The organism is uncultured Ruminobacter sp. (assembly GCA_902764345.1).
Lineage (GTDB): Bacteria > Pseudomonadota > Gammaproteobacteria > Enterobacterales > Succinivibrionaceae > Ruminobacter.
Genome location: CACWVT010000021.1, coordinates 30796 through 52822, shown reverse-complemented (window position 1 = coordinate 52822; position 22027 = coordinate 30796). Strand labels below are relative to the sequence as shown.

The window sequence follows — 22027 nt, the reverse complement described above, 5'->3', positions numbered from 1 at the left end:
TGGCTGACTTAAATAAGAATCAGCTGGCAAATCTGGCGATGAAGGCTTAATTTGGTAAAAAATTTATTTTATAGGTTTTTATAGATCCAAAATAGCGGAGGTTATTCCTACCTTGCGGTAAAGGACGGTGTGGAGTATGTTCTTAAACAGATCCATCACGAACCATGCTCATACTATCAGTTCGGTGACAAGATTCAGTCGGAAATTAATGATTATCGCAGACTGTCTGATATTGGCATCAGAATACCGAAGATGATTGAGGTTGACGTTCAGAATGAAAGAGTCCTTAAGGAATACATAGAAGGCGATACTATCTATGATCTGGTATGCAGGGATGAAATGAAGGACGACTATGTGAGTCAGGTAAAGGACATGTGCCGTCTTCTTTATCCTTCAAATACAAATATTGATTACTTCCCTACAAATTTCGTGGTGCGTGACGGGCTCATTTATTACATCGATTTTGAATGCAATAATTACATGGATGAATGGAATTTTGAGAACTGGGGCATTAAGTACTGGTCAAAGACTCCTGAATTCATGGAATACTGGAACTCCCACAGGTAAGTGCGTTTTCTGAAGGTTCAGCCCGGACGGGCTGAACACGGGACCTGAAAAAGATCAGGTGCCTTACGTCATGACTTCCGGCTGATCCGTTAACTGCGGAAACGTACCGGAAGTTTTTTTTACGTCACCGGAGTCCGGTTTATTTCCTCAATGTGACCATGTATAACGGATACGTGAGTCTTCCGTGTGCTATACTGTTACGGTTGACGTAACGGAGATGTGGTTTCTTCCGAATTCCCCGGATTCGTGAGTTGACGGATACGGCGGATTAGCCGCATGAGAATTTTACATGCTGACGGCGGTTTAGTTTAAGGGTTAACGTTATGGCTGATGCAAAGAATCAACTTATAGATCAGATATTCGAAATGGTATCGGACACGCTTGTCGGCAAGCAGATTGATAAAGATAAGCTTAAGACCGTTACTGAGGAAATTGAAAGGGTAACGGGATCAAAGCTTAATTCATACGAAGACATTCAGAAGATGTATGCCGACAATGCCATGAAGGAGCTTAGGGAATTACAGGATGCTGAACGTAAGAAGCGTATTGAATATCTTACCCAGAACTGCGAAATCAGTCCGACATGGGAATTTGAAAACATGGATCTGTCCTTCAGTCCGGAGTACCGGGCCATTGTCGAGTACTGCAAGAAATGGTGTGAGACATTTGAAATTCAGGAAAAGGGATTTAAGGATCAGGAGAGCGGAAACGTTTATACCGGCGGCTCGCTCATATGGATTTACGGTGATTACGGTATCGGCAAATCAATGCTCGCCGGCAGTATAGCCCACAGAATCATGCGTACTTATCTCGTTGACTTCATGTTCATGCAGTTTGATTCCATCAACAACAGACTCCAGTCCCTGAGCGGCTTTGATTCAAGTCAGGAGTATCAGGATTTCTGTCAGCAGCTGCAGACGAACAGACTTCTCGTAATAGATGAGGTTGCGGTTGGAGAAAGAAAGCTTACCGAGGTTCAGGGAATCAGACTGGGTGAGCTGCTGCGCTGGAGAAAAAACAACAAGCTCAATACGATAATGATATCAAATGCCTCACCGGAAAAGCTTTATGACCTGGTTGGTAAATTCTGTTACGAATCCATAAAGAATTATTCTCCGGTTATTCCTCTTAAAATGGTGGGTCCGAACAGACGCACGTCAAGCATCAACGGCTTTAATGACGCGTCAAGAAGCATGAGTCTGATTCCGAAAGGGCGTAAATAATCCGGCATCGCATTTGCGATTACTTTAAACATTCAATTGAAGAGGTTACTGATGGCTAAAAAGGCAAAGGGAGAAAGAACGGTTCTGGCATTCGATTTCGGTACCGTAAGCATAGGTGTCGCCGTAGGAACGGAGCTCACCGGTACGGCCAGCATGCTTCCGGCCCTTAAGGCCGTTGACGGAATTCCCAATGCCGATGAGCTTGACAGACTTTTTGCCGAATGGAATCCCGACATCATTGTGGTGGGACTTCCTCTTAACATGGACGGCACATATCAGGATGTAACGTACAAGGCTAAAAAGTTCGGCAACAGAACTGCGGCCAAATATAATCTTCAGGTGATTTTCAAGGACGAGAGACTGTCAACCCGCACCGCAAGGGAGCATATTTTCGGAAATCACGGATACAGAGGCCTTACCAAGGGTAAGGTGGATTCCATGTCTGCAGTGGTGATTCTTGAAGGCTTTTTTGAGGAGTGCTTCGAATAACGGAGTTCGGATAATGATATCGGTTCGGATGATGTTTTACTCTTCAGTCAGACGGCTGAGAAAGTCATTCCGGTAAGTCTGACATCTTCAAAATAATTTATTTTGTGCTTATGATTAGCAAAATCTGAAAGTGATTTTCAGGTTTTGTGTAATTTTTCTTATCCGGGTAACCGTATATATTTAAGTAAAATGTTTGCTTTTTAAAAATGCGGTTTTTTTGCGGATCCCTGTAATTACGATACGGAATTGCAATCCCGATCAAAAAATTAAACAGCCTGTAACGAATTGTCGGTTTGGCGATTTTGTGAGGAATATAAATATTTTAAGCAGGTTTTTCAGCGTTTATCCTGAAAAACTGTGAAAAGGTTTTCATATCCAGAACAACACAATTGCTAAAAAAGTTTCATTAGGTCATCATATCCCTAAATCTAATCCGGAACAAAAGGAGTTCTATTATGAGTGATATTCCTGGTGAAGTTGTAACAGCTGAACTTGATTCAGTTGAGTCCGTTGAAAGAAACGATTCCGCATCCAAGGGCAAGGCCGGCAAGGAAAAGAAGAGCCGCTGGCGAGACATCGAGCGTATCACCCGCAAGCTGAGACTCCTCCGTGACCTTAGGGAAATCAATCCTGAGTTTGATCCATATTCATCAGACGAGTTCATGCAGTTCTGACGTCACGAAATCATCAGACGGATTTACTGGATTACTTAATACCTAAATTTCAAAAGACTCTAAAGTTGTGTTTAGAGTCTTTTTTTGTGCCGCATGCTGTATTAGAATGCGGTTCGTTTTTTATTAAGGTGTGGCGTGCCGGCGGTTTCGGTTGACGGAGTCTGTATAGGCAGCCGTATATATCAGGGGAAATCATGGATAAGTACATACTGGTTGCACAGAGACTTGAGGAAATTCGCAGTGAGCTCGAGAAGCTCGGGTTGTGGGATGTCGAGAGACCCGGGGAAGAGGCTTTTACCTCTGATATTCCGTTTAACATGAATACCATGGAATTTCATGAATGGCTCAGGTTTGTAATGATTGAAACCTTTAATACTGTTCTGGAGAACAGGGCTCCGCTCCCTCAGAATGTTAAGATATTTCCGTATGCTACCGAGGTGTACAGAAACAGAATCAGTGAATATAAAGGGCTTTTGAAGGCAATTTATAATTTAGACCTGGTTTTTGCACAGCGATAATGCACCATAAGTCACAAAACGGAATATTGCTGATGGTTTACCAAAAGATAAAACTTGTGTGAAATTTGTGCAGTATACATTTATGTGTATATGTATAAAATGTTGCTAAAAGATAATTAATTGACGTTTTACAGAGCAATATACTAAATTAATTGATGATTACAGAATATTATTGTGTTTTATTATTTTTTAAAAAGTTCAATTATGAAATAACAAATTAACATTTTGTGATCGGTGTCAATTCCATTTTATTTTTTTGAAAAGTATAATGTATGCAATCAACTTGCGGGTTAGGTGGTTTAGCCGTATGCGGGTTGAAGAATTAAGTTTAATAATGTTAAGAAGGATTTATTATGAAGATTAATTGGCTTCCTTTAGCAGCTGCAGTTGCTTTTGCTGCTGGTTCAGTATCTGCTTCAGCTGTTGATTTTAATGGTTACTTCCGTGCCGGTGCTCAGCTCAATGCCGTAGGCGGTGAAGTTTACTGTGTAGGTAACGGTAACGACGGTCACAAGGTTGGTCGTTTAGGCGATGAATGTGATACCTATGCTGAAATTGCTCTTGGTCAGAACGTATATGACAAGGCTGGCAGCAAGTTCTCAGTTCACACATTAGTTGCTTACGGTACTACTGAAGGTTACAGAGATCTTCAGGGTAATTCATGGCAGGGTTTAGGTTCTGATTACGAGTTGGGTGAGACACAAGATGGTATAGTAATTAAGACCAAAAATACTCCATGGAATTCACAGCGTCTTTCATTCCGTGAAGCTTATGCTAAGTACGATACCGATGCCGGTTACTCAATCTGGTCTGGTAAGAGATTCTACAGACGTAAGGATATTCACATCCTCGATTTATACTATCTGAATGACTCAGGTTACGGTGCTGGTATCGAAGGTATCGATGTTGGTAACGGTAACTTAAACTTCGCAGTTATCAAGTGGGCTAACGACGGTACTGCAGATTACAACCGTAACGTTTACAAGTTAGACGCTCGTTGGGACGGTATCAATCTCGGTGCATTTGGTGCTTTAGATACTTCCGTAATCTATGCATTACCAGCAATCTCTAAGCAGCAGAAGGACGCCGAAGCTGGTCCACGTGCCAACACCGCTAACTCAGGTGCTTTAATCACCTTAGACTTAGGTTCTAACTTCGGTTCTACCGTAAACGTATCTAACCACTTCATTGCTCAGTGGGGTTCTAACGGTTTCGCTTACGTAGGTGCTTTCAAGAACCACGCCGGTGACAACTACACTCCAGACGTTGATGCAAATGGTGTTCGTTTAATCGACTGGGGTACTTTAGATTGGGGGTCTGACTTCGACTTAGGCTATAGCTTCTTATGGGGTCATCTCAACAGCGGTAAGAATCACGGTGTTGAATACAGCATTGTATTACGTCCAGAATACAAGTGGACTGAATACACCCGTACCACTTTAGAATTAGGTTACTCAGAAATGAAGAAGACCGGTTGGGTTGCTGATGAAAAGTATGGTAATCCAGACCTCTACAAGGTTACCCTTGCTCAGCAGTTCACCCCAGGTAAGGGCTTCTGGTCTCGTCCAGCTATCCGCTTCTACGCTTCTTACATCAACGGTGACCAGTTCTCTGATGGTTGGAACGTTCAGTACAGAAACAAGAACCACGGCAGCCACAGCTACCAGTTCACTTTCGGTACTCAGGTTGAAGCTTGGTGGTAATAGTTTAGTAAACTGTTAGTTTATTAAGTTAATAAGAGAAAGAGGGGCTTAAAGCCCCTCTTTTTTATTCTGTCTGTGAATATCAGTCTTTTGCTTGTTATGCCAATTCTTGAACAGTTTAAGCAGTCAGTCTCAAGATAAATTTTTATTTATTCGTTGTCTTCTAATCTTTGTAAGTTGTTTTCAAATAAGTCAGATGAATTAATTCCAACTGAATCTCTGTTATAAGAATCATAAGCTGTCCGGTTTCGATGAACCTAAACCGATAAGTATTTACTATGTAGTTAGATTACGATTCAAGGATGCTTTGAGTCAGTGATGTCATAGATTAAAGAAAAATAATTTTACAAGGTAGATTAAAGACTGAATTCAGTATATATGAATCTGTAATCGTCATTAGTACGCAGTTTGAATTCGTTCTTTACATTAGTTTTGTTCCGCCTGTTTAATTATTCTGACACATTTGTTTCTAGAGTTTAGTTAATGGGCGAAATCTCAGTTTTGTTCAGTGAAAATGCTTAAATTATGCTTGCTGCTGACTCAGACCTGTGTCTGATATGTTTTTATATTACGTAAATAAAAAAGGCGGATAGAAAAAAAAACTAAATTCTCCGCCTTTGTTACGCTCAATTACTATGTGAATAAGTAACGAAAAAGTCTATTACCACCAAGCTTCAACCTGAGTACCGAAGGTGAACTGGTAGTTGTGGCCGTTCTGTGCTTCTCTGAACATTCTGCCGGCCTGCCAATTACCATCATATGCACCATAGAAGGCATTGCCATTTGCAACCTGATCGCCACTTAAGTATGAAACATAGAAGCGGATTGCAGGACGAGCCCAGCTTCATTTCTGAGTAACCTAATTCTAAAGTGGTACGGGTGTATTCAGTCCACTTGTATTCTGGACGTAATACAATGCTGTATTCCCAACCTGAACGGGTATAAACCCAAGCCTGACTAGTTTTGTGCTTCTTGCCACTGTCAAGATGAGACCAGAACAGAGAATAACCTAAATCGAAGTCTGAGCCCCAATCTAAAGTACCCCAGTCGATTACACGAACACCATTTGCATCAATGTCCGGAGTGTAGTTGTCGCCGGCATGGTTCTTGAAGGCGCCTACGTAAGCAAAGCCGTTATTACCCCACTGAGTAATAAAGTGGTTATTTACATTTACGGTAGAGCCGAAGTTAGAACCTAAGTCTAAGGTGATTAACGCGCCAGAATTAGCAACATTCATGCGATTGCTACTTTCAGCTGAAATTCTTTCACGCTGATGATCTGAAATAGCAGGTAATGCGTAAATTACAGATGCATCCAAAGCACCTAAAGCTCCGAGACCTATTCCATTCCAACGGGCATCAAGCTTATATACGTTACGGTTTAACAATTCCTTGTCATCGTCCCAGTCAGTGAGCGCCACTTCGTTTGAATGATTCCAGTTACCGCCGTTTGCCCACTTGATAACGGCAAAAGAAAGAGAACCATTGCCAACGTCAATGTTTTCAATACCGGCACCATAGCCTGAATTGTTCAGGTAGTAGAAATCCATAATGTGGATATCTTTACGCTGATAAAATCTCTTACCAGCCCAAATTGAATATCCGCCGTCTGTTGAGTAGCCAGCCCACAGTTCACGAACAGAAGTGCGCTGACCACCCCAAGGACCATCACCGCCAACACCCTGCCATGAATTACCCTGAGCATCTATAGGTCTAAGCTCAGTGTCATGATAAGAGAAGCTTTCGGTTGTACCATAAGCCAAAAGGGTGTGTACATCAAACTTACTACCAGCCTTGTCATACACATTCTGACTGAAAGCGAATTCTGCATAGGTATCGCACTCATCACCTAAACGACCAACCTTATGACCAGCATTACCGTTTCCAAGACAGTAAACTTCACCGCCTAAGGCATTGAGCTGAGCACCTGCACGGAAGTAACCGTGGAAATCAACAGCTGAAGCAGATACTGAACCAGCAGCAAAAGCAACTGCAGCTGCTAAAGGAAGCCAATTAATCTTCATAATAAATCCTTCTTATCATGAAAATTTATCTGTGGCATAAATTTGCTGTAGGCTTTGTATTTCAACGGATTTGGAAGATTTTTTCTTCAGAAAATAATAATCTTGATTGAGATTGAATCAAATGTCATGACTGTATGTTTTGGTTTAAATAATTATTTTCATATTCTCATCTGCCATTCTGATAAAAATAATTTTGCTGAGGTAAACTATTTGTGAAAATTATTGTCTTATGAGTTAAAATGTGTAAATTCTTATTGGAGGATGCATGTTATTTAAGTCTATTTTTTCAGTCGGGATTACCACAGCAGTATTACTGTCTGCAGTAGGATGTTCCGCTATTTCTGAAATGTTCGTGAAACCGGCACCTTCTTTTCTGTCAATTGATAAAGCCAATAAACAGATTGACGAAGCAAAGGTCTGCTGTGAAAACAATATATTTAATGGTCAGATAATCAACGTTACCAAAACATCTGAAGAAAGCTATAAGTTTGATCTTGAAAATGCTCAGGCCTTTAATTTCCCAACAGGTAAGAGCTTTTTTAAAATTTTTCAGCTTCCTGTTAACGTAAGCTATCTCTCAATAAATTTTGAATCCGAAATCATAAATACAACCTTCCAGCCGAAGGTGGATTTTTATAATGCAAGGAAGCAGATCGTAAGCACAATAAAGCCTAATGCGTTTAAGTACAGGGACAGTGCCTTTACCGATGGTGTTCTGGCAAGTAAGATAGTCATTAACAATGCAAGTGCCAAGCCAGGAAGAGAGCTTGCATACATGGTTATTTATACAACAGACAGCAATCGTGCCGAAACTACTTCAATGATGCATCCTGAAGTAAAGAGAGCCCTTGCCCAGAATGTGGTACCTCCTCATTTTGATGATATTAAGATCCCGCATGCTCCTATAGGAACCATTACCATCAGCTTTAAGTTCCGTCAGGAGGATACCAATGCCGTTGAGGATCTTATGAGCTATCTTGACGGACCGCTGATTGGAGATGGCGCGGCGGGAGAAAACAACCGTCATGAGGATGTTGTTCTGGCATCCGGTGAGGTTTATTCCGTGTCATCACAGCGTGAAGGAACCACTGCCGTTATTTCCACCGACAGTAAGGGCAACAGTCTGGTTAATTCAAATGACATAGCCGGAACAAATCTGGAAAATGTCGGAAGAACGGCTCAGGCGGCTCAGAGTTCAAATCAGCCTCAGATTCCTATGATGAAGGAAACTGAAGAAATGTATAACGGACTTATTAAGAAGGCTGTTCAGGCAGGGGATTATGAAAAAGCAATGTCTCTGGTTGGCGAGGCTCAGAGAGCAGGTTCCGATACGGCTCAGCAGACCTTTATTGAGGCCGTAAAGGCAAAGAAGTAATACTTCCCTGAAGAATGTGTAACCCCCGGTGCCGTAAAGCTGGTACCGGGGGTTTTTTTATTCGGCTGTTATATATTCGGTGATGATTGTTTTAAAAAACTTCTCTGTCGTCTATTTTCAAGGCGGTTAATGAATATTGTGTTTTGTCTGACGGCAATTCTGAGGAATATATGATGACAGAAGTTGCTTCAGGCATATCATTAATGCGCATGTATCACATTTTGCCAAACACATGACACCGCTATGTGTTATTTGTCGTGCAGATCTCTGAATTAATCCGTGGGATTGTCATAATAATTTCAGGTGCTTTTTGGTTTGAGAGCTGGCTATGGATAAATCAATGAAAATTCTCATTGTCGATGATTCATCAACAACGAGAAAAATTGAAAAGAAAATTCTCAATGAACTGGGCTTTGAAAACATATGCGAGGCTGATGACGGTTCTACTGCGCTTCCTCTTCTTGAGAACGGTGACATTGATTTTGTTATTACGGACTGGTACATGCAGAACATGCAGGGGTTTGATCTGCTGGTGGCCATCAGGAAGAATCCGAAGCTCTGCAAAATCCCGGTAATGATGGTAACTGCCAAGGTTGAGCAGGAAGAGCTTGTTGCTGCTGCAAAGGCCGGTTTGAACGGCTTTATCGTCAAGCCGTTTGCCGGAGATGTTCTTATGGCCAAAATGCAGAGAATTTTTGAGAGAATGGGGCAATAGTTTCTTATTGGTAAACTGTGACGGCGTAAAGGTGTAAGTATGGCTTTAGACGGGGTTGACCAGGAAATACTTGAGGACTTTCTGGTTGAAGCCGGAGAGATAATAGATAATTTAGCCACTCAGCTTGTTGATCTTGAGAAAACTCCGGAAGACAAAGATTTATTAAATTCCATTTTCAGAGGCTTTCATACGGTTAAGGGCGGTGCAGGTTTTTTGAATCTGACTGATCTTGTTAACGTATGCCACGGGGCAGAAAGCGTGTTTGATGCCCTGCGTAAGGATACATGTAAGATATCACCTGAACTGATGGATGTAGTGCTTCAGGCTTATGACTGCATCTGCGGCATGTTTACCCAGCTGAAGGAAGGTAATATGCCGACACCTCCCGATTCCGGATTAATTGACAGACTTCATACCATTGCCTCCGGAGAAGCCGTGCCTGCCTCACCAAAACCGGTCATTGAAGAAAGCAAACCGTCTGTTGAGCCGAAACCGGCTTCCGGTGACAGTGATGGTAAGTCTCCGAACATAAATCACGACTTTTCCGATGACGATTTTGAAAATCTGCTGAATTCATTGAATGCTGATTCTGTCGGTGATGGAGACGATACAGCCGTTCAGAAGGAAAGCACGATTCCAGGCGACACTGTTAAGTCAGATGATTTACCTAAAGCTCCGGATGCCGGTGCTCAGGTTTTTTCTGACGATGATTTTGAGGCTCTTCTTGATTCTCTTCAGGGAGGAGCGGCTTCTGAAAACAAAAAATCTGAAGAAGATTCCGGAGCTCAGAATGAAGCAGATACCGTAAGGGATCCCGTTGATGATGATTTCGAGTCAATGCTTTCCGTCGCCGAAGCCACGCCAATATCCATTCCGGAACTGAAAAACCTTGATGAGGAGGATACTTCTGTTTCCGCTGCGGAAAAGACTGCTTCTGCTAAGGCAGGTGCCGAGACAAAGAAAACTGAGCCTGCAAAGCCAGCTGCCGTGATGCCGGATACCTTAAAGCCGGCCGCAGGAAGCGGAACAGACTTTTCAGATGATGATTTTGAGAACCTTCTGGATTCATTATACGGACAGGGAGGTTCTCCTACCGGATCCGGTTCCGAAAAATCCAGTACGCCTTCCGAGCCTAAACAGGAAATCAAAGCTGCGCCAAAGCCTCTGGGGATAAACAATTACAAAACCACCGGTTCCTCAGGCACGGCTGATAATGCCGGCGGAGTTTCTGCTTCTGCCACCGTTACTCACGGTTCCGCAGGAAATTCCGTAAGCCAGTCACCGGCCGCCACATCCGATAAACATCATGTCTCATCAGGTTCAGGTGCCGTTGCGGATACCACGGTACGTGTTGACGTTAAAATCATGGATGACATCATGAACATGGTGGGGGAACTTGTTCTTGTCAGAAACAGACTGCTGAGTCTCAGCGGAGCTCATGAAAATCTTGTCGATCATTATGAGGAAGTTCAGAAAGCCATTGCCAACCTGAATCTTATTACGGGGGACATTCAGGGACTCGTAATGAAAACACGCATGCAGCCGATTAAGCGTGTGTTCAGCCGTTTCCCTAGAGTTGTGAGGGATCTTGCACGCAACCTGAACAAGGAAATAGAACTGGTAACCGAAGGTGAGGACACGGATCTGGACAAGAATCTCGTGGATTCGCTTGCTGATCTTATGATCCATCTTGTGAGAAATTCCTGTGATCACGGTATTGAACCGCCTGATGTACGCGAAAAGGCCGGAAAGAACAGGGTAGGTAAAATAACCCTCAGTGCGTCACAGCAGGGTGATCATGTACTTCTGAAGGTTATGGATGACGGTTACGGCATGGATCCTGAGGTCATAAAGAATACGGCCATAAAACAGGGAATTCTCGATCGTGAAAGAGCCAAGACCATGACGGCAGAGGAGTCATACAATCTGATTTTTGCTCCGGGATTCTCCACAAAGACAGCTGTGTCCGACATATCAGGACGCGGTGTGGGCATGGATGTCGTTAAGACCAACATCGCCAAGCTTAACGGTTCATTTACCATTTATTCCCGCAAGGGCAGCGGTACGACAATTGAAATCAAGGTTCCGCTTACCCTGGCCATTCTGCCTACCATGATGGTTCTGGTTGGAAATCAGAATTTTGCACTGCCGCTCAGTTCAATCAACGAGATTTTTTATCTGAAGCTTGATGATATAAACAATCTGGATGGTCAGAAAACAATTGTCATCAGGGAAAAGGCTTATCCGCTGTTTTATCTTCAGGACTGGCTGGTAAGGGACAAGAACAGAATAACCCATCCGTCCGAAGCTCCGGTAATAATGGTTCACAGCTTTGGCGGAGCCGATAACATGGTGGCCTTTGTGGTTGATGACCTGATAGGACAGGAAGAGGTTGTAATTAAACCTCTTGATGTCCTGCTGAGAGGCGTTCCGGGCATAGCAGGTTCGGCAATAACGTCTCAGGGCGGAATATCCCTTATTGTAGATATTCCGGGACTGCTGCGTTCATACGCAGGAAAATACGTAAATAACATGTACAGGGCCAAACTGGCTTAAGAGATTAATAAGAATTACAATAATTGCAACAAGGGGATGCATTCATCATAAAATGATGATTTATGCTTGATTATAATGAACGTGAGAGTACTGATTGTTGATGACTCCTTCTTTTTCAGAAGAAGACTATCAGAAGCCATCGACGGAAAAAAAGGAATAGAGGTGGTAGGGTTCGCCTCAAACGGAAAAGAGGCCATTGAACTGGTTCAGAATCTTCATCCTGACGTGGTAACCCTGGATATTGAAATGCCTCATATCAACGGACTGGAAGCTTTAAAAGCCATAATGAAAAAAGCTCCGGTTCCGGTTCTCATGTTTTCAGCACTTACGACTGTCGGTGCCGACATTACCATGAAGGCTCTCGAGTTCGGAGCTCTGGATTTTCTGCCGAAGAACTTCAATGAGCTAGCAGCCCGCCGTGAGGATGTCATTGAGATTGTTACCAACAAGATTCTTGCACTGAGCAGGGCCAGAAACATTGTCAAAATAAGAACCGGAAACAGTGAGTCTCCTGTCAGGGAAAACAGGTCTCCTGAGATGTCTTCATCTGATATTTCCAAAGGGAAAGTTCAGAGGGGACAGACACCTGCCAATGAGTATTCCAGTCTTTCAAAGCAGATTTCAAGAAATACTTCCGATCTTTTCATGAAAACGGAAAAACCGGCCGGTAAGTCATCTTCCGAAAAGAAGGGTGGAGTCATGCCCGGGATTGATGTTGAACAGGCTGTAAACAAGAAAGATAATAAGGCAGCTGCGGCTGATGACATGAAATGGAAGGATGTTTCCTTTACGTCCTTTGCAAGAGATCTGCAGAGACAGACGGAATTAAGAAAAAACAGCAGCGATTTTCATAATTTTCAGAATTCGTTCAACGAAGACGGAAAGACCAGACAGCAGGCTCATGCAGGTAAGTTTTCGCAGAAGATGATTCCTGGCAAGGCTGAGATCTTAAAATCGTCTGACGAAAAGTTACGTGACCGAGTCTTGAAATCAGATGTCGGGATAATGTCAAGAGATGAAGTCAGCACTCTGATGTGCGTAAAGCGTAATCAGCCATTTGTGGACAAGTCTCTCGATATTGAAGAAAACGTGCGGCTCGAAACAGCCGTTAAAAACAGAAAAAAGGCGTATTCACTGCTGGTATTTGGAGCTTCAACCGGAGGTCCTGCCGCCATGTTCAGCATGATTGAGCATTTCCCGGCCGATTTTCCGATACCGATTATCATTGTTCAGCACATGCCTGAGAATTTTACCAAGGCTTTTGCCGACAGACTCAATCGTTCCGGGAAAATCAGGGTTTCCGAAGCGTATGACGGTCAGGAACTCCAGCCGGGGTGTGCCTATGTCGCTCCCGGAGGAATGCAGACTCTGGTTACCAGGGTTAACGGCAAGTACGTAATAAGAATCAGGAAGAGTCCGGCTGAGCTGTATTATCGTCCGTGCATTGACATAACCTTGGGCAGCCTTTCAAAAATCTATAATGACAGGGTGCTGGGAATTATTATGACGGGAATGGGGGCTGACGGTACCAGAGGTGCCGGGATTCTCCGTTCAACCGGGTCTTCGGTGTGGGTACAGGGTGAGAGTTCCTGCGTAATCTACGGTATGCCGAAATCCGTTATTCAGGCCGGATATGCCGACAGAGTCGTGGAACTTGATGATATGCCGAGAAGCATTATTGAAGAAGTGTGCGGCAGATAAGCAGTCCTGCTGAAGAATATACTGAAGGATAAATACAGAGAGTTTTGTAATTGATATGATTGTTTGGACAGTAGCAAATCAGAAAGGTGGCGTCGGCAAGACCACTTCGGCGGTAACCATGGCCGGAATTCTGGCGGCAGAAGGAAAAAGGGTTCTGCTTCTGGATACTGACCCTCACGCTTCATTAACGGCATGCTTCGGTTATGATTCCGATGAGCTGGATCATACAATGCTGGATTTATTTACCAATAATGATTATTCTTATGATACCGTTAAGGCTTCGGTAATCAGTACCGGTGAGGATAATATCAGCATTATCGGCGGCTCCATTGCTCTGGCGACCTTAGATAAAACTCTTAACAGGGACGGGGTGGGGCTTATTCTGAAAAAATCACTGCAGTTGCTGAGCGGTGATTTTGACGTGGCCATTATAGACTGTCCTCCCGTTCTTGGAGTTATGATGGTTAACGCACTGGCTGCAAGTTCAATGATTATCGTGCCGACCCAGACTGAATTTCTGGCCCTTAAAGGATTGGAAAGAATGATGAAGACCTTCGAAATACTGAAGGGAACAAAAGCAGAAGAAATGAATTACATGATAGTTCCGACGATGTATGACAGAAGAACCAAGGCTTCAAACCAGAGTCTTGAATCAATCAGACAGAGTTACGGAGCGAATGTATGGAGCGGAGTGATTCCTATAGACACCCGTTTTAGGGATGCCAGTGAGAGACACCGTCCTGCGTCAATGCTTTATCCTCACGCACGCGGGGTGGAGGCATACCGAATGCTGACAGCCGACCTGCTGAACCGGGATGGTAAAAGTCTATGAGCCGTTTAGATCAGCATGAAGCAATGGTGAATTACTTCAATTCACTGTTAACGGATCCGGCTTCTCCCGTATTGCCTCAAAAGCAGGAAAAGAAGGCAGAGCTGTCGCAGAAGGAGGTCCTGGAAAAATCCTTCAGCAGCGAGAATCTGTCGCGCATGCTGGAGAGCATTACGGCCGAGCAGAGTTCCGCTCCTGACACTGCTACTCTTACGGAAACCGTGGCAGAGGATGTTACGGTACCTGACGAAAAGCCTGATTCCGTTCAGGCTGTGACCGTCGTAACGGCTGAAAAGCAGGATCTTCAGGAATTTTCTCTGAAAACAGCACCTGCTGCCATTGCTGAAGAACCTCAGACCGCAGTTGCGGAAAAAACCGAGACGGCAGTTAAAACAGCAGACCGGGTACTGGCTGAACAGTCCGTCCGGACAGAATCCCTTAAGGCTGAACTTGAAGTTACGGAAAAGGCGGCTGAAGTTCATGAAGAAATCCGTGAAAACACTCATGAGAAAACAGAGAATGCCGAACGCTGGTGTAATATTGAAACAGACAGTGAGTTCACGGCCCTGCTTTTTAAGGTGGCCGGGGTTGTACTGGCTGCACCTCTCTTCACGCTTGGCGGCATATTCAGACCGGCAGTAATCAATAAGCTTTTCGGAAAGCCTGACTGGTATGCAGGGCTTACCTGCATCCAGAAGCAGAAGGTTTCCGTTGTTGATACGGCAAAGTGGATGCTTCCCGGGAAAAAAATCATTGATCACGAATACAAGTTCGTGATTCTCTGCAAGGATAAAAAATGGTGTCTGCAGTGCGATGAACTGCTGGGTACAAAAACCATAAAAAGAGAGGACGTCAAGTGGAGAGTATTTCACGGGGATCGTCCGTGGCTTGCAGGAATTCTGAAAAAAGACATGTGTGCACTGCTTCATATCACCGAGCTGGAGAAAATGCTGGATTCCGGACTGGACATATATTTGAATCAGCCTCCAAAGACATTAAGCAGACGCTGAGCTCTGAGAGCGTGGTAACAGTGCAGAAGTCAGTCAGGGAATCGTGACAGGTGGTTACATTCCGTTTCCGATTCCTTTTTTGTTGAATCAGTCATAGACTTAGATTTCATTTGAAAAAATAACAAGGTTAAACCATTTCTTTGTGTTATTTTTAAATCATATGGATTTTACAGGAGAACGACCTATGATGGAGAACGATGTAAAGCAGGAAAAGAAGGTTGATGACGTCTTGCGCTGGGTTACCTTCCAGCTTGAAAAGGAAGTGTACGGCGTTAATGTAATGCAGGTTCAGGAAGTTCTTCGCTATACCGAGATTGCTCCCGTTCCCGGGGCGCCGGACTACGTGCTCGGCATCATCAATCTGCGCGGTAACGTGGTAACCATTATTGATACCAGAATGCGTTTCGGTCTCAGTCCTGCGGAAATTACGGATAACACGCGCATTATCATTATCGAGGTGGACAAGCAGGTTGTCGGTATTCTGGTTGACAGGGTTTCAGAAGTGGTTGATCTTTACCAGCATGAAATAGATCCGGCTCCTAATGTCGGTATCGATGCGAATTCAAAGTTTATTAAGGGTGTGTGCTACAGAAACGACTGTCTGATGATTCTCATCGATTTGGAGAAGCTTCTTACCGATGATGAGTGGCAGGAAATAAACAATTTCAATTAATGATGAAGTTATTATAAAAAGCAATCTTTGATACTATAATAATTATTCATATCTACAGGTGTGACAATATAAAATTTATTATTTAACGATATAAAAATATATATTCTGCTTTTTTTTTGTACTTTTTTCACATTTTTTTAAATATTAGTGGATAAGTTTTTTATTTTGGGCTACTATTATATTATGAAATCGTTATCAACTGAGTGGTAACGGTTTATCTCTTCATAATAATATGATATTTGGTAATATAAATTGAGAGTTTATGAAATTACCAGCGGATATAAACACCACCATTATATCCGCTTTTTATTTGTCTAAAAATATTTTATATATAATAAATTATAAAATACATATAAACATATTGGTATAAGAGATTGCCTCATTATTCTTTGCACTGATCACGTTCACTTTAGGTGTTTATATTACGTTATCCGTGGTCCTTCATTGTCATCAGACATTGGCCTCAGTTAATATTTTCAGCACGCAGTTCTTCGATGCCGGGCATTCCGTATTTTAACGCAGGTGTTATGCCTGAGGTAAAATCACATGCAGGCTTAGTCAAAGACTGTTATAATTCCCTAATACACTGAATAATGAATTGGTAATGGTATTAAAGGGAATCTTTAATAATGAATACTGTATCTGAAGTACGTTGTTCCATTGATGAAATTGACGAACAGATTCTGCGTCTTCTGGCAAAGCGCAGGGATCTGGATATCCGGATGGCCGACATTAAATACAATAGCGGTCTGCCCGTTCGTGAACCCCATGAAAACGAACAGAGCATGCAGAGACTTATGGATGCCGGCATGAGTCTGAATCTTTCCCCTGATTTTGTTGACAGCGTCTTCCGAACCGTGTTTGCCAATTCCCTTTCCCAGCAGATTTCCTATATTCAGGGAATTGTGGGCATTAATCACCAGCTCAACAGAAAGCTGAACGTTTCATTTCTGGGAAACGTCGGTACCTATTCTTATCTTGCCACCTATAAATACTTTAATTCAATATGTGATTATATTCAGCCGAAGAACTGTACCTCTTTTGACGATATCATAAAGGCCGTGGAATCAGGTGAATGCGACTGCGGTGTTCTTCCCATTGAAAATACGTCATCAGGATGTATCAATGAGGTGTACGACCTGCTGCAGAAGTCAGACGTAAAGATAATAGGTGAGCTTACATATCCTATTGAGCATACCATACTGGTAAAGAAAGATACCGAGTTATCCAGAATAAAGCGTCTTTACGCACATCCTCAGCCATTCAGCCAGTGTTCGGACTGGCTTCGTGCCAATCTGCCTGACGTGGAACTTAAGGCCTGTTCTTCCTCATCTGAAGCCATGGAAACCGTAAAGAATCTGGATCGCGACGACTGTGCCGCCATCGGCTGCAGTGAAGCGGGAGCTCTTTATTCATTAAAGTCAATTCACGGTAACATTGCCAATCAGAAACGTAATATTACCCGTTTCATTGTTATCGGCATGAGCAACATGATCGTTCCTCAGGATATTGAGGCCAAAACCTCCATAACCTTTACCACCGAAAATACCCCGGGCTCGCTGGTGAGGGTACTTAACGTGTTCAGCAGAAACAACATCAATGTGGTCAAGCTTCAGTCAAGACCGAGAATTCAGAATAATCTTGACAGTGAAACCCGCGGCGTGTGGGATGAGACCTTCTATGCCGACATTCTTATTAACGCCAACACTCCTCTTATGACGGCTCTTCTTGCCGAGCTTAGGGAAGTTACCGGTTCAATCCGTGTTCTCGGCTGCTATGCCGTAAGCAATACTGCCGGAAGATAGTTCTTTCGCGGAAGATACTTAAATCCCCGGTTCCGGAGCATTTTCATGTGAGTGCTGAGGTACCGGGGTTTTTTTTATTCATGGTGAAGAATCAGGTGAAAAAAAACCATCACATTACTCTAATGTGATGGTTGAAATTAATGAAGAAACACATGACTCCATAGGAAACTTAATGGAGAAAACACGGGTATGATAACCTTTTCATAACAGATTGCAAATACCACTTAATATTTTTTGCATAAGCTGTCACAAAATAATAAAACCCGCTGTTCGGTTTTTATTCAGTTTGTCTTTTTTTGATGAAAATATGAGCTATAAGTTTTGCAAAGCTTTATTTTGCGGGGGTTTGGGCGTTCTCGAATAATAATGGTACCGATTATTATGTTGAGATTAGAGAATATTTAAGAAAGCAGAGATATTTTTCGGGTAAAAACGACGGTAGGACAATAAGTAACAGAGTTTACCGCGTATCTTAGCCGTTTCCACTAAAGCGGTATCTTTGACTTAAACAGACGAAAAAGGACTGTCGGCGACAGTCCTTTAAAATTCAGCAAATCATGAAATTATGAATGCTATTTGCAGGTTACGTTAACGAATGTACCTGAGAGGGCAGGAGCAGTGATTACGTTGTCCTTTACACTGCCGCCGAAGAGTGACTTCATGGTACACTTTGAGCTAAGACCAAGCTTGCCCCAGACATCATTGTTAATGGTAATCTTGCGGTCACCGGTACCTGAGTTCATTACATAAATCACCTTATCGGCTTCGTACTGCTTGAAGTCGGCATAGAGGGAGTGATCACTGTAGAGATGTACTCTCTTGCCATGAGCAAGCGCAGGATGGGTGTCTCTTAAGTTAAGAACTGCAGAAACATTTTCCTTGAGCTTCTCTTCGGCATCAGTAAGGTTGTTGACATGACCGTCGGATCTTGAAACATGGTCATCACACTGATGCAGCATGATGCAGTTCTTAGGACTCTGGCTGAATCCCTTTACGTCATCACCGGTTTCATCACCGTAGTAGACGGTTAAAGGACCGGACATTGCGGCGTTGAAGCTCATTGCAGTGAGGTGGGCATCGTAGTAGTCCCTGTTATTCTGGCCGTCAACCGTAATCTTGGCTCTCTGGAGAAGGTCACCGAAACGTACGGTGTCATGGTTGGTCAGGAAGTTGTTCATGATGGACTGTCTGCTGTAACCGTTCATCTTTTTGAGGATGTCGTCATTGAGAGACTTTGCGGGAGCCTGACAGCTGCCCGGAGTGAACGGATCCTCTCTTGTTGCCAGAACCCTTACGAGCTGGCTGCGGAGAGGGAAGTTGAATGCACTGCTTACGCCATCGTTTGCGAATACGTTCTTTTCGATTTCCTGTGGGTTTTCAGTCCAGATTTCGGCAACCGTATAACCGAGAGGAAGAACCTTCTTGCCGTTAAGAACGTAGGTATTGCTCTTCTTTGCTGATTCAGCTTCAATTGCGTCTCTGACCTGCTTCCACTGCTTAGAGTCCAACTGATAAGCCTGGTCAAGTCTCCATCCGTCAATTTTAAGTTCTCTGATCCAGTAGGTGGCAACTTCCTTTATGAAGTCGATTGATTCATCAACCTTGAAGCAGGTGGCTGACTTTAAGGTCATCTTATCATCGTATCCGCCAATGTCACGGCACATTCTGTTAAGAACCAGCTTGTTGCCCTTCGGACTTTTGGTTTTAACATTGATTTTTGCATGACCGAAAACACCGTCAAGGAATACGTATATTCCCTTTGAGTGAGCGGTGTCAACAAGCTTCTTCATGTCTTCCTTGGTGCCGAATCTCGGATCGATGGAGAAATAGTCTGAAGTGAAATAGCCGGTGCCGTCCAGTAAGTCGTCGGAATGAGACTGACCTTCAATTTTGGTGACTGTGAATATAGGAGTCAGCCAGATGGCGTTTACACCGGTAGACTTGATGTAATCAAGATTGTCAATAATACCTTTAAGGTTACCCTGATGTTTGCTTGGACCATAGGACTGCTGAACCCCAGGAGCTCCGTTGGCGCCGTGCATGAAACTTTCAACCATAATCTGGTAAATTCTGAGATCGCAGAATTTATTGTCGCTGTTGAAGCAGCCTCTGTTGTCAGTTGTTGACATGTTAAGATCTTTGGCTGAAAGATTTACTGATGCTGTGGAGCCGCTTCTTGCACAGTTGATGTTGTTCGGATTGTCATCTGTCTGCCATGCAAACTTCTTGGCAGGAGCAGTGGAATTACATCCGGCTAAAGCCATAACTGCACAGAGAACTGCTGAGGCAATGATTGATTGTTTTATCATTTATTATTTCCTTGTATGTCCATTATTGTATTTTTCATTTACACGTGTTTTTGCACTGTATCGGGACTGTTTCATGTTCTGCGGATTAGTTTCCGGGGGCGGAAAAACATTCGCCAGACCGTGAGAAAACAATCCTGAAGGAAGGTATTCATGTGAAAAAACAGACTGCACAGAGAGTCCGTTTTTGCACATATACAAACTGATAAATTTTAACTGTTTGCGTGAAATTATTTATTGTAATGCTGTTTTTTTTGTGTGAAAACGTGATGGATGACTCATGATTGCTTTTGTGATATTCATACCATAATCATGAGTCATAATGAGCAAAGAATGTCTGCTTACAGATTGTTATTTATTCTGTTTAACGGGAATATGATGACTGTATGAGGATCCTTTAAACATGTCTGTCATATATGTTGCTGAAGACAGATCCCAATGTTCCACGGACTGATTGAAAGCTTCTGCATTTTCGAACATCTCATACATGTACTTTACATTTGACGTGTTCCATTGACCTATAGGCTGGTTGAAAGCTCTTGCATTCATGAACATTGCTCCCATGTGTTGAACATTGCCAGTATCCCGGTTTTCAATCGGTTGGTTGAAGTCGGAATTAAAACGGAACATCGCATCCATGGAGGTAACATTGGAGGTGTCTCATTGTCCTATGGGCTGATTAAACGGGGTATTATATCAGACCGGAACAGTAATGCCCGTAGAAAGTTCAATCATGATAAGCAGACGTACGTTGGTTATGATTTATGTAAGTAACGTCATTTCGGAGCAGGATACAGAGCGCCCATGATGCATGCGCGTGATGCTCCCGTAATTCCGAGATAGTCCGGATCAACGCCTATTTCCGAGGTGCACGCAAGCTTCAGGTGTCCGCTTTCCGTGGCATGAGAGGCCAGTCTCCTCATCAGATGACCGTTGTGGCATCCTCCGCCGCAAACGTATATTTCACCTTTTTCGCCGAAACGGTTTATGCCGTTGATTACCGTTACTGCGGTAAGTTCAGTTACCGTGGCGAACCGGTCATTCAGGGAAAGATCCGCAAGTTTCGGACTACGTTTCAGATAATCCGCGTTAAAGAGTTCCCTCCCGGTGGATTTTGGCGGTTCCTTTTCAAAGTAAGGTTCGTTGAGAAGCTCCTCCAGTATTCCTAAGTCAACGTTTCCGGCAGCAGCACAGGCTCCGTCAAAGTCACTTGAGGCATTAAGATAAGTGCGTGCCATCAGATCAATCATCGTATTGCCCGGACCCGTGTCAAATCCTACCACCGGGTGTCCGGGAATAAGTACGGAGACATTTGAGATGCCGCCGATGTTTACTATGTAGCGGGGAACATCCGGACTGGCGCAGACTTCTCTGTGAAAGGCGGGAACAAGGGGGGCTCCCTGACCGTTCAGGGCCAGATCCATGGCTCTGAAATCACAGGTTACGTCAATTCCCGTAAGGGCGGCCAGAAGTGCGTGATTGCCCAACTGAACGGAGAACGCATTCTGCGGTTCATGTCTTACGGTCTGTCCGTGTGATGCTATGGCTCTGATGTCTTTAGGAGACAGGTGGTTGCGGCGGAGCAGTTCCTCTATGCCCTCGGCTGCCATTCTGGCGTATCTGCACCCGAAAAGTCCGGCTCTGTGAATTTCATCGTTTCCGGAAACACAGAGTGAATTTATGACTTTTCTGTCTTCTTCGGTCCATTTTTTTTCCAGTGATGCTACCTGTCTTATGCCGTGTTCCCTGCTGAAGTCGGCAAGTGCCACGTCTATTGCATCCGCACTGGTTCCGGACATTAGTCCTATGTATAACGCCATTGTAAATCCGCCTTTGTGTGTATCCGTTCTTTGTTCCGG

At 43.5% G+C, this 22027-nt stretch carries 18 protein-coding genes and 1 pseudogene; 14 read left to right on the top strand and 5 right to left on the bottom strand.

The features are described from left to right. Positions 1–129 precede the first annotated feature (129 nt). The 6 genes from QZU58_RS05450 (at position 130) to QZU58_RS05425 (ending at position 5174) form a co-directional block, all read left to right on the top strand. Complete coding sequence (locus QZU58_RS05450; RefSeq protein ID WP_294495582.1) at positions 130–567, top strand: hypothetical protein; 438 nt, start codon at positions 130–132, stop codon at positions 565–567. 323 nt (positions 568–890) lie between these two features. Further along, a complete protein-coding gene (locus QZU58_RS05445; RefSeq protein ID WP_294461526.1) occupies positions 891–1790 on the top strand; it encodes a hypothetical protein in 900 nt (299 codons plus the stop codon). A gap of 51 nt (positions 1791–1841) precedes the next feature. Continuing rightward, on the top strand, positions 1842–2279 hold the full coding sequence (gene ruvX / locus QZU58_RS05440; RefSeq protein ID WP_294461524.1) for a Holliday junction resolvase RuvX: 438 nt from the start codon (positions 1842–1844) through the stop codon (positions 2277–2279). A gap of 455 nt (positions 2280–2734) precedes the next feature. Then, complete coding sequence (locus QZU58_RS05435; protein WP_294461521.1) at positions 2735–2953, top strand: DUF3545 family protein; 219 nt, start codon at positions 2735–2737, stop codon at positions 2951–2953. Between the two features lie 194 nt (positions 2954–3147). Beyond that, the gene (locus QZU58_RS05430; RefSeq protein ID WP_294495580.1) at positions 3148–3471 is read left to right on the top strand and encodes a YqcC family protein; all 324 of its coding nucleotides are present in this window, start codon (positions 3148–3150) and stop codon (positions 3469–3471) included. A 353-nt stretch (positions 3472–3824) separates the two neighbouring features. After that, positions 3825–5174 (top strand): carbohydrate porin, encoded by a 1350-nt coding sequence (locus QZU58_RS05425; RefSeq protein ID WP_294495578.1) that lies wholly within the window; start codon positions 3825–3827, stop codon positions 5172–5174. A gap of 661 nt (positions 5175–5835) precedes the next feature. Here QZU58_RS05425 and QZU58_RS05420 read toward each other — a convergent pair. Both QZU58_RS05420 and QZU58_RS05415 read right to left on the bottom strand, forming a co-directional pair. After that, positions 5836–6000: a hypothetical protein gene (locus QZU58_RS05420; protein ID WP_294495586.1), complete on the bottom strand. Its 165-nt coding sequence runs from the start codon at positions 5998–6000 to the stop codon at positions 5836–5838. Further along, positions 5930–7198, bottom strand: coding sequence for a carbohydrate porin (locus QZU58_RS05415; protein WP_294495576.1), 1269 nt, complete (start codon positions 7196–7198; stop codon positions 5930–5932). The genes QZU58_RS05420 and QZU58_RS05415 overlap by 71 nt, the downstream gene beginning before the upstream one ends. A gap of 265 nt (positions 7199–7463) precedes the next feature. On the opposite strand from QZU58_RS05415, the gene QZU58_RS05410 reads away from it, so the two are divergent. From QZU58_RS05410 to QZU58_RS05375, 8 genes are all read left to right on the top strand, one after another. Continuing rightward, positions 7464–8573: a MalM family protein gene (locus QZU58_RS05410; protein WP_294495574.1), complete on the top strand. Its 1110-nt coding sequence runs from the start codon at positions 7464–7466 to the stop codon at positions 8571–8573. A gap of 328 nt (positions 8574–8901) precedes the next feature. Next, the gene (locus QZU58_RS05405; RefSeq protein ID WP_294461117.1) at positions 8902–9288 is read left to right on the top strand and encodes a response regulator; all 387 of its coding nucleotides are present in this window, start codon (positions 8902–8904) and stop codon (positions 9286–9288) included. Positions 9289–9327: 39 nt separating this feature from the next. Further along, on the top strand, positions 9328–11844 hold the full coding sequence (locus QZU58_RS05400) for a chemotaxis protein CheA (RefSeq protein ID WP_294495572.1): 2517 nt from the start codon (positions 9328–9330) through the stop codon (positions 11842–11844). 75 nt (positions 11845–11919) lie between these two features. Next, on the top strand, positions 11920–13545 hold the full coding sequence (locus QZU58_RS05395) for a chemotaxis response regulator protein-glutamate methylesterase (protein ID WP_294495570.1): 1626 nt from the start codon (positions 11920–11922) through the stop codon (positions 13543–13545). Between the two features lie 55 nt (positions 13546–13600). Next, positions 13601–14377, top strand: coding sequence for a ParA family protein (locus QZU58_RS05390; protein WP_294461121.1), 777 nt, complete (start codon positions 13601–13603; stop codon positions 14375–14377). After that, complete coding sequence (locus tag QZU58_RS05385; protein WP_294495568.1) at positions 14374–15384, top strand: chemotaxis protein CheW; 1011 nt, start codon at positions 14374–14376, stop codon at positions 15382–15384. The genes QZU58_RS05390 and QZU58_RS05385 overlap by 4 nt, the downstream gene beginning before the upstream one ends. Positions 15385–15568: 184 nt before the next feature. Then, positions 15569–16057, top strand: a complete 489-nt coding sequence (locus QZU58_RS05380) for a chemotaxis protein CheW (protein ID WP_294461124.1) — start codon at positions 15569–15571, stop codon at positions 16055–16057. Between the two features lie 629 nt (positions 16058–16686). Next, positions 16687–17862, top strand: coding sequence for a bifunctional chorismate mutase/prephenate dehydratase (locus QZU58_RS05375; protein ID WP_294495567.1), 1176 nt, complete (start codon positions 16687–16689; stop codon positions 17860–17862). A gap of 572 nt (positions 17863–18434) precedes the next feature. Here QZU58_RS05375 and QZU58_RS05370 read toward each other — a convergent pair. From QZU58_RS05370 to QZU58_RS05360, 3 genes and pseudogenes are all read right to left on the bottom strand, one after another. Beyond that, positions 18435–20171 (bottom strand): alpha-amylase family glycosyl hydrolase, encoded by a 1737-nt coding sequence (locus tag QZU58_RS05370; protein ID WP_294495565.1) that lies wholly within the window; start codon positions 20169–20171, stop codon positions 18435–18437. Positions 20172–20519: 348 nt separating this feature from the next. Next, positions 20520–20816, bottom strand: a pseudogene (locus QZU58_RS05365) (BspA family leucine-rich repeat surface protein); the annotation flags it as partial. Positions 20817–20944: 128 nt separating this feature from the next. Next, positions 20945–21988, bottom strand: coding sequence for an anhydro-N-acetylmuramic acid kinase (locus QZU58_RS05360; protein ID WP_294495562.1), 1044 nt, complete (start codon positions 21986–21988; stop codon positions 20945–20947). Positions 21989–22027: the final 39 nt, after the last annotated feature.